This window comes from Photobacterium chitinilyticum, assembly GCF_004104355.1.
GTDB classification, from domain to species: Bacteria; Pseudomonadota; Gammaproteobacteria; order Enterobacterales; family Vibrionaceae; genus Photobacterium; species Photobacterium chitinilyticum.
On the sequence record NZ_RJLM01000005.1, the window covers coordinates 442808 to 451768 of the forward strand.

Annotated in this window: 11 protein-coding genes; 2 read left to right on the top strand and 9 right to left on the bottom strand. The window is 42.0% G+C overall.

All coding sequences use genetic code 11. The annotated features are described in order from the left end of the window. Positions 1 to 2: 2 nt before the first annotated feature. From EDI28_RS15130 to EDI28_RS15140, 3 genes are read right to left on the bottom strand one after another with little or no spacing between them, the layout of a single operon-like run. Positions 3 to 1097, bottom strand: coding sequence for an ABC transporter permease (locus EDI28_RS15130; RefSeq protein WP_128784712.1), 1095 nt, complete (start codon positions 1095 to 1097; stop codon positions 3 to 5). After that, the gene (locus tag EDI28_RS15135; protein WP_128784713.1) at positions 1094 to 2020 is read right to left on the bottom strand and encodes an ABC transporter ATP-binding protein; all 927 of its coding nucleotides are present in this window, start codon (positions 2018 to 2020) and stop codon (positions 1094 to 1096) included. The genes EDI28_RS15130 and EDI28_RS15135 overlap by 4 nt, the downstream gene beginning before the upstream one ends. Next, the gene (locus tag EDI28_RS15140; protein ID WP_128784714.1) at positions 2013 to 2963 is read right to left on the bottom strand and encodes an HlyD family secretion protein; all 951 of its coding nucleotides are present in this window, start codon (positions 2961 to 2963) and stop codon (positions 2013 to 2015) included. The genes EDI28_RS15135 and EDI28_RS15140 overlap by 8 nt, the downstream gene beginning before the upstream one ends. 261 nt (positions 2964 to 3224) lie before the next feature. Here EDI28_RS15140 and EDI28_RS15145 point away from each other — a divergent pair, with 261 nt between their 5' ends. Further along, positions 3225 to 3704: a cupin domain-containing protein gene (locus EDI28_RS15145; RefSeq protein WP_128784715.1), complete on the top strand. Its 480-nt coding sequence runs from the start codon at positions 3225 to 3227 to the stop codon at positions 3702 to 3704. Positions 3705 to 3861: 157 nt separating this feature from the next. Here EDI28_RS15145 and EDI28_RS15150 read toward each other — a convergent pair whose 3' ends face one another. The 4 genes from EDI28_RS15150 to EDI28_RS15165 all read right to left on the bottom strand — a co-directional run bounded on the left by EDI28_RS15150 (position 3862) and on the right by EDI28_RS15165 (position 6636). Next, positions 3862 to 4152, bottom strand: coding sequence for a YkgJ family cysteine cluster protein (locus EDI28_RS15150; RefSeq protein WP_128784716.1), 291 nt, complete (start codon positions 4150 to 4152; stop codon positions 3862 to 3864). A gap of 118 nt (positions 4153 to 4270) precedes the next feature. Next, positions 4271 to 5116, bottom strand: coding sequence for an MBL fold metallo-hydrolase (locus EDI28_RS15155; RefSeq protein ID WP_128784717.1), 846 nt, complete (start codon positions 5114 to 5116; stop codon positions 4271 to 4273). A gap of 120 nt (positions 5117 to 5236) precedes the next feature. Continuing rightward, on the bottom strand, positions 5237 to 5686 hold the full coding sequence (locus tag EDI28_RS15160; RefSeq protein WP_128784718.1) for a hypothetical protein: 450 nt from the start codon (positions 5684 to 5686) through the stop codon (positions 5237 to 5239). 260 nt (positions 5687 to 5946) lie between these two features. Further along, the gene (locus tag EDI28_RS15165) at positions 5947 to 6636 is read right to left on the bottom strand and encodes a pseudouridine synthase (protein ID WP_128784747.1); all 690 of its coding nucleotides are present in this window, start codon (positions 6634 to 6636) and stop codon (positions 5947 to 5949) included. Positions 6637 to 7009: 373 nt separating this feature from the next. Here EDI28_RS15165 and EDI28_RS15170 point away from each other — a divergent pair, with 373 nt between their 5' ends. After that, entirely contained in the window at positions 7010 to 7258 is a 249-nt protein-coding gene (locus EDI28_RS15170) for a DUF3297 family protein (RefSeq protein WP_128784719.1), read from the top strand. Positions 7259 to 7419: 161 nt separating this feature from the next. Here EDI28_RS15170 and EDI28_RS15175 read toward each other — a convergent pair whose 3' ends face one another. Together EDI28_RS15175 and EDI28_RS15180 are read right to left on the bottom strand one after the other, a co-directional pair. Further along, positions 7420 to 8304, bottom strand: a complete 885-nt coding sequence (locus EDI28_RS15175) for an SEC-C metal-binding domain-containing protein (protein WP_128784720.1) — start codon at positions 8302 to 8304, stop codon at positions 7420 to 7422. Continuing rightward, positions 8304 to 8702 (bottom strand): hypothetical protein, encoded by a 399-nt coding sequence (locus EDI28_RS15180; RefSeq protein ID WP_128784721.1) that lies wholly within the window; start codon positions 8700 to 8702, stop codon positions 8304 to 8306. Before EDI28_RS15180 ends, EDI28_RS15175 begins: the two co-directional genes overlap by 1 nt. Positions 8703 to 8961 lie beyond the last annotated feature (259 nt).

An 8961-nucleotide genomic window follows, 5' to 3' on the forward strand; every position in this document is an offset into this window, starting at 1 on the left:
TATTAATCAAGACTTTTCTTAAATCGCATTGACGCAACTAGCAGTCCGAGAAGAGTAAACCCTACCAACCAAATAGCATCTCGCCACAAATCGAGCAGATCCGCACCTCGTAATACAATTCCCCGTATCAACCGCATAAAATGCGTCGCTGGCAGTATCTCGGATATCCACTGGGCAGCTACAGGCATCGCTTCGTAAGGAAAGATAAAACCCGACAGCAAAATAGACGGAAGTAATATAAACACGGTCATCTGCATTGCCTGAAGCTGAGTCTGCGCAATGGTCGATATCACTAACCCCAGCGTCAAGCTGGCCGAGATAAATAACAACGTGCCGAACAACAGCTGTGACAAATCGCCATTAATCGGCACGGAAAATATGAAATGCCCAAGGCCAAGAATGATGCCTACCTGAATCAGCCCGACAAAAATGTAGGGAATGATTTTTGCGATCATCAGCTCAAGAGATCGAACCGGCGTTGTAATCAAGAGTTCCAAATTGCCCCGTTCACGTTCGCGCACAATAGCTGCCGAAGTGAACAATATCATTGTCATCGTCAAAATAACGCCAAGTAAACCCGGCACAATATTCACTGCTGAACGCCTTGAGGGATTAAAATACAAAGCGACGTCGAAAGTTGTTTCACCGGGCGGTTGATAATTCACCAGCTCCTTTAATGGCATCGTTTGTAACTGTAGCAACGCCGAGCTAATCATCGTATCCGACCCATCCACCAGCCACTGACCGACGGTACGCCGCTGTACAATCCGTTGAGCCAGATCCGAAGGTAACACCAAAGCAGCCCTTACCGTGCCGTTGGTTATTGCCTGCTCTGCTTCTGCTGCCGTTGAATAAGCTTCAGTTACCACAACAACCTGCGTTGCTTTCACCGATTCGGTAATAAGTCGCCCGACGGCCGAATGGCTTTGATCAACAACAGCAACAGGAATATTTCTGACATCCGTGTTGATCGCATAACCAAAGAGCAGCAACTGTATAAGCGGTATCATTACAACCATGCCGAAGGTAATACGGTCACGTGAAAGCTGACGAAACTCTTTCACCATTATCGCCCTCATGCGAAAGAGACTGTTCATTGCCTTCCCTCCCCGGTACAAGTCACGAACACATCTTCAAGGCTTGGGCGCGCCACGGTCATTTCTGCCTTCACTAAATATGGAAATTGCTCTCTAAGCCATGTAATAGGTTCAGCGACGTGCTGATCGACCAACACTCTCAGACGGATCCCCAATTGAGCTGCAGACCGTATCTCTTTTCGTTTCAATAACTCTGTTTTCAACTGGCGAAGGTTTGCGGCTTGTACCTCGACAACGGTCACACCCATATTTTGCATTAGATCTTCAGGGGAGCCATCAGCTCTGACAACACCCGACTCCATGATAGCTAGCCCATGACAGCGCTCTGCTTCATCCATATAGTGACTGGTAACCAATATCGTCGTACCCTGATCACTGAGATCAAATAACTGCTCCCAAAAATCTCGTCGATTTTCCGGATCAACTGCCGAAGTCGGTTCATCTAAAAATAACAAACTGGGTCGATGCATTGTTGCCGCCGCAAGCCCTAAACGCTGCTTCTGGCCTCCACTCATACTTCCGGCACGCTGACTAACAAGCCGATCTAAGCCATAGGTAGATAACTGCTCACTGATGCGCAACTTTAATGACTTCGTCGACATACCAAAAATCTGGCCAATAAACTGTAGATTTTCTCTGACGGTTAAATCTTCGTACAACGAGAACTTTTGTGTCATGTATCCGATACGCAAACGTAACTGTTCAGCCTGCTTTGGAATAGCCAAACCTAGAGCTTCCACAGTTCCCGTAGTTGGGCTTAACAACCCCGTCAGCATCCGTATGGTTGTCGATTTTCCGCACCCATTCGGACCCAGAAACCCATAAATACTGCCAGCAGGAACAACAAGATCAAGCCCGTCAACTGCGGTAAAACGACCAAAGCGCCGAGTAAGCTGCCTTGCCACAATCGCATTATCACTCATGGGGCATCTCCACCTGGGCGGGAATGCCTGCCGGAAGCTCCATGGCTTCCTCCGGCATATCAACTTCAGCGAGATAAACCAAACGAGCGCGATCCTGTTCATTCAAGCCGTAGTAAGGTGTAAACGATGGTTCTGTCGCAATCCACCGTAAAGTACCGATATAGCTTTCTACTAGACCGTCGACATGTACAGTGAGCTTGTCGCCTACTTTAAGCTTTACTCGGTATGGCTCCGGAACATAGACTCGCGCATAGGGTACGGTATCAGCCTGAATAGCTGCAACAATGCTGCTCATTGATACACGCTCACCAACATTGTATGGCAGGCTATCTAGCACCCCATCCCTGGTCGCAATGATTGTCAGGTCATCAAGAATTTGTTGCTGGAGTGCAACTTCAGCGCTTGCAGCTTCGAGAGAAGCCTGAGCTTGGGTAATATTTTCGGGACGTTCACCGCTGGTAAGCTTGGAGAGGTTTTCTGTTGCAGAATGGTAATCCGCCTGAGCAGCATCGCGTTCGGCTCTTGCTTTGTCCCGTTCCGAATAACTCGCGAGTTTTTGCGCGACCAACTTTGAGACTCGGCGATGGGTATTATCTGCCTCTCTCAGGGTTGCTTCCGCACGCTCAACACTGGCCTGCGCGGCCGCAATATCTTCAGGGCGCTCACCATTGGTCAATTTTAAGAGGTAAGCAGCAGCTTTCGCTTCTTCGGCTTTAACGCGTGTAAAGATAGCAACCTGTTGTTTGGTATCTAGCTGCACCAAAACATCACCTTTTTTTACCAACTCGCCTTCTTTGATCGGCTGTTGGCGAACTATCTCACTTGATGTTGCTGTCAATATGACCCTGTCACGCTCCAGTATTCCTAACGCTTCTTTAGCTACTTGTTCTGAACACGCCGTCACGACAAACACTAGCAATAAAACCTGAAAAATTCTTCTCATAGCAGTGACCACCCAATGATTGCAATTATAATTAAAAGTGTACGCCGACAGCTGAAACAGACAATTGATTTAATTAACTAAAAAGGCAGAAGTGATGAGTAGGAAGGTAGCCGTTTTAGCGACACTCCAATGTCGCCTATCATTGCTTCAGCTTCATTGCTTTGCTACATTCACATACCTAAATAAATGGTGGTCTAAACGCTTCATTTACAGCATGTTACTTCTCGCCAAATGGTCTTTTTTAAAAAATAGGTATTACTTTTGAAAACAGCCGAAGAATTCATCCAACATCTAGATCTGGAACAGCATATCGAAGGTGGATACTATCGTTCCTCATATAATTCCGAGAGCAATTTTGACCAAACTCGCTCGCTATGGAGCAGTATTTATTTTCTGCTGCGTACTGGCGAAGTTTCACACTTTCATCGCTTAACTGCCGATGAGATGTGGTACTTCCACGCGGGAGAGTCACTCACTATCTATATGATCTCAGAACAAGGTGAATTGACGACAGCCCAGCTAGGCCTTGATCTTGCGGCAGGAGAACGGCCTCAATTTCTCGTGCCCAAAGGGTGCATATTTGGTTCAGCGATGAATAAACCGGGATTCTCTTTAGTTGGATGTATGGTATCGCCAGGTTTTACTTTTGAAGATTTTGAGCTATTTAGTCAAGAAACCCTTCTGGAGGTATATCCTCAGCATGATGAGATTATTCGACGCCTAAGCCGCAGCGAAAACTAGACGGCATGTTTGCTCTGTATGCAGAGGCTCTTTACCTCTACCTCTATAAACGCATACGGCAATTAAAAATCGGTGTGTTCTGCGACACTTGCAAAGCACACCTGAGACGACTGCAAATAAGAAGAAATCATCTGCCAATTGGCGCTAAGTGAAACTGTTACATATTTTCGTTACGTTCATTGATACACTCATACGAAGCCATTTCAAATTCTCGACAAATCCATGGCCGATTTTCGTAGATTGTACACATCAAGGTATCGCGGTCTAAGGCTGAACACCAACCATCATCTAAACGTGCCATGACTTCCCCACCCCACGCATCAGTTGCAATATGTTCCTCTGGTACACCTGTATCAGAAATAATCATAACTTCTAAACGGCAACAGCAAGCTTGGCAGTTGGCACATGTAACTTCAGGCTCTAGCAGATTTTTAACTTCAATGGTCATAGATAACTACAGTATACTCAATTGCCGACATAGTACTCTAAATCGACCAGTATCACGATACTCATTTGGAGCACTACACCTTATAGTCACAAGGCGTTACCTTGTATGCGCATCGAAGCTAAATAACTACGCTACGCCCTGTTGGAAAGTATTCAAGACGATCACCAAGCACACCTTTAAGTAACCCATATGCCTTCATACCTGTACAATGCCCAGTGTATAACTTATCGATTGGATAACTTAGTAGCGCTTGCCCGATAGCCTCAATATCTTCCTTGGTGCCACCAATACTGTTAAACAGTGGTACCCCTACTAAATGAAACCCACCAACAACTGCCTTAATTCTGGTATTTGGAAAAAGCTCAACAGCAGTCTCTACCATATTGAGAACACCACTATGAGCACAGCCAGTAAAGATTATAAGCCCATCGCTTTCTTTGATTACCATTAGTAACTCATGATCAAATGTATCAGGCTTGCAACCTTGTCCAGAGTTTGTAAAAAGGTATTTGTTACCTTTCGGCTGTTCATACTTGCCGCTTAAATTTGTAATAACAAAAATATTAGGAAATATCTCTGTCGTCTGGCGGACAAAACTAGACCGATCTTTAACCTTGTCTAATAGAGCTTTATCAATGCCTACGTTACTTTTAAAGCCAAAAGCCTTAAAACAATAATCTGTTTTCTCACATTCTCGAAAATATATCTGAGCTTTTGAGTTACTGTCGAGAAAATGACTGACACCGTTACAATGATCATGGTGACGATGAGAAATAACCACAGCATCTACATCTTGGATTCTAATGTTTAGCAAGATGGCATTATCGCAAAAAGCTTTACTACTGCCGGCATCAAATAATATCTGCCGCCCCATTGAACTTACATGCAGAGACAATCCTCTTTCAACCACAAGGTCCGTCCTATTGTCTAACCGCTTATTATCAACTAAAGCTGTAAGTTTCATAATCACCTATTGATATTAACAATTTACCCTATTCAGCTAGTGTCCCCGAAATGATAGAAAACTTCGCATATAATGTTTTATTATCACGACTAAAACATACAACTTTTATGCAGTATTTAATCATTTAGGTGACACAGACATCCGGATATTTTTCTCTGTAATCTCGTCCACATTGCTTAATAACGCCATCAAATCTTCACCTTCCTGTAGAGATTGGTCATATAATTCAATTACTTCACTATTGAATGCATTATGTTCATCTGCTTTCATTCTGAAGAATTGCATTTGATTCAATAGATTGTTAACAATATGCTGCGAGGAACAAACCGTTGCCTTAAATATTAACCGCTTTTCTTCTTCCTTTTCCAACAGTATTTTCGTTTGAAAGTCAGCATAAAGACCAAAACAAATTACCAATATGACGATTACGACTCTCATCCAAAGCTCATTTGCTTCAACAGGAATAATTTCAAAATTGTCTAAAAAAAACAACTTATGAATTAAAGATTCCATTATCCAAAACAAAACAGATAAAAGTGACGCCTTAAGCGTAAAATTAACTTTTGCCATAATAATCACTCACGTACTAAACCACGGATGCTTCCGAGTTTAACATACCTCCTTCATTTCTATTGGTAAATACCAGACTAGACCGGAGCATTCCTTCTTTCCAAAAGAGCCTAATCATTTCATCTAAAAATGTTACGCTTGTAGCAACTTAACAGCATCGGATAAATCGCTACGGCATCAATCATTAGCAATCTTCCCGAACTCGGCTAAATCACGAACAATTAAGCCGAGACCTTTGTCACACACAATTGCAAAAAAGATTAATTGAGAAATGACTGTACTTCATCTGCAGTTAAATAGCGCCATTGCCCAACCCCAACATCTAGAGATATTTTACCGATATTCTCTCGATGTAACGAAACAACACGATTACCAACAGCAGTAAACATGCGCTTAACTTGATGAAACTTGCCCTCAGTTATAGTTAAGAGTACCTCTTTTGGACTAATAACGTCTAATACTGCTGGCATAGTCAATTTCTGTTCACCCTGTAATTTAACGCCATTTTCAAATTTGAAAGCAACATCATCTGCAAGGGGGCGATATAAACCAACACGATAAACTTTTTCACATTGCCTAGTAGGCGTAGTTATATTGAACGACCAACGTCCATCATCAGTTATCAGAACCAAACCAGTTGTGTCTGCATCCAAACGCCCTGCTATATGAAGCTCAGAGGCTTTCTCAACGTCTATATAGTTGAATAAAGATGGATAAACCTCATCAATGTTTGAGCAAATGGTACCAGCTGGTTTATGCATCAGAATGTAGCGAAAGCTGCGAGGTTTCAGCCTTTCACCATTGATAGTTATTTTGTTGTTTTCATGGACCTGAGTTGCTTCATTTACAATAACGTCACCATTAACTCTCAATTCCCCAGCATTTATCAACTGGATTGCTTCATTTTTCGTCAGATCGGTACTTTTACAAACAAATTTATCAAGGCGCATTGCAGACAACATTATAAGTATGGCAAAGAAGGTCATTATCCCTAGTCACCAATAATAAGCAACAAGCCACTGAATAATGAGAAAACAGAGAGCTTTTTGTAATACATACCCCCTGCAATAAGAAGCCTCAAGCAAATTCAAAACGATAACCACGAAAATTACTACGCGTTTACCGTAAAACCAGTGCCCAAGATGTTAGTTAGCAAGTAGATTTACGAAACTGCCAATATCATATGCAAGGTGTGAGTTATTGTTTTTAAAGCAGAATGTCAGATTAACATATGTATCAACAAGATTTATACCTGTATCTCTTGATGCGTTAGGCCCTTATTGACTACAATAGCGCACTTTTTATTTATAGTAAGCCACAAACATGAACGACACTAAATCGCAACCAGCTTTACCAGATCACCTTTCAGGTAATCCTCGTAGCCCACATCATGTGGCTGAATGTTTCGAGCACAACATCGGTATTAGACTTAACGGCAAAGAGCGTTTTGATGTCGAAGAATATTGTATCAGTGAAGGTTGGGTAAAGATCCCATCACCTAAAGCGTTGGACCGTCGCGGACAACCTCTTCTGATAACACTAAAAGGAACTGTTGAAGCCTTTTATTGCTAAGTAGTTTTTAATACTAACTAGCATCTCTAATCAGGGCCTAACGACGTTTAGGTCCTATGTATTGCTGAAATCCGGCACCGCTGTTTTAATAAACAAAAAGCCTTCCCTCATAACACCAGCCATAAGATGCGCCCCACCGAACTCACCAAGCCAACTTAACGTCAAACCAAAACTGCCGAGTGTAAGGTGTCACACTTGTTGGCCTTGTTAGCAAAAATATGCGCTCCAACAAAGTCGACATGTACATGCCGAATCTCTCTGTTATTTATACAGCAATGCTTAAACTTTTTTCCACTAGAACAATAACACTTTTCATTTCGAGGTAACTTCTGCCACCTTTCATCAGGTCGCATAAATTCCACCTTCTTAACATTAGAGAAACCCAACGGGCTGTAATTATTTTTATCAAAGTGTTCGGTCAACTCACGAAACAGACCGAATTGTGGGTTATCATCGCTTCCAATCGCTAGCCGCTTATTTTTAGGGTTAGTGACAAAGGCAAAATGATCTATGTCTTTTAGGTCTTTCGCTATGGCTATTGCCATTTCACCAGAATAGAGCTCCCCCTTTAAGTGCAAACAGTCATCACCATCCATGTCATTTCCGCAAATACTGCATTCAAACCTTTCAACAATGAACCCAGGGCTAGAATAAAGTGTATACGGGTATAGCGACTCTATAGCTAAAAGTTGTTCTTCAAAGAATTTTATTACCGTATTTTCTAATTCATGGAACTTTTTCAAAGTTCTAATTGCATCGAGAGCGTCTTGTAGCTTCCACCATGAGTCGTAATAATTACCCTTCTCTAACTTACTCCAGAACAACGGGACATGACCAAGAAGATTATAAAAAGCAGTTAATATGTACGCTTCATTTTTTTTGTCACTGTCACTTAAACTATCTTTTAAACTTTCAATTTGTAGTTTGTAGCTCTTTGATATACGAAAGGCTTCGTCATAACGTCTACTATCTATCAGCGTTAATATTTCGATGGTTTTATCATCATTTTCGGCTACGTAACCATTTAGCAATTCCAACCCAAACATTAAGCGTTTTCCATAAACTTATTAACATCAAACTTTTTTATGCTTTCTTTAAGGGCCGTCTCGCTGCCTTTAAAGTTAAACTCTTTTTTCTCACCTGTATTTTCATTTTCGTATCTGACATTGATCGACACTTCATTACTGTCAGATTTTAAGCTTCCTTTGAAACAGTAGTTTGTATACACCAATACCAACGTAAGATAATTGACTAGACTCATGTCTGTTGCAAGGTTAACTAGCGGCATCACTAGCGTATAGTCATGAAGGTCAAACTTAGATTTGTTTTCAGGTACGACTAATTCTACTTCTGGGTGCTTAACTTTAAGCCACTTTTTAAATGGCCCAGTTTCATGTGATATAGACCCTTCATAATAAGGATCTTCCAATACTTCAATTTTCATTCTAACTATCCTTTTTGCCTAACGCCTGCCATAAGGTGTGCCCCACTGAACCAGCAAAACACACTGAACTCCGTACCAAAACCGCCGATGTAACGCATCACCTTGATGGCTTTGTATGGATAATAAAACCAACTTCAGGGTAAAGTGAGACCCAGGCTTTAGCTGCAACTAAAGCTTTCTATATAGCAGTTCGATTGATTGCTGGCTCCTCTATCGAGAGACCGATAACAAACGTGAACGCTGTATAGGACTCCAAGCA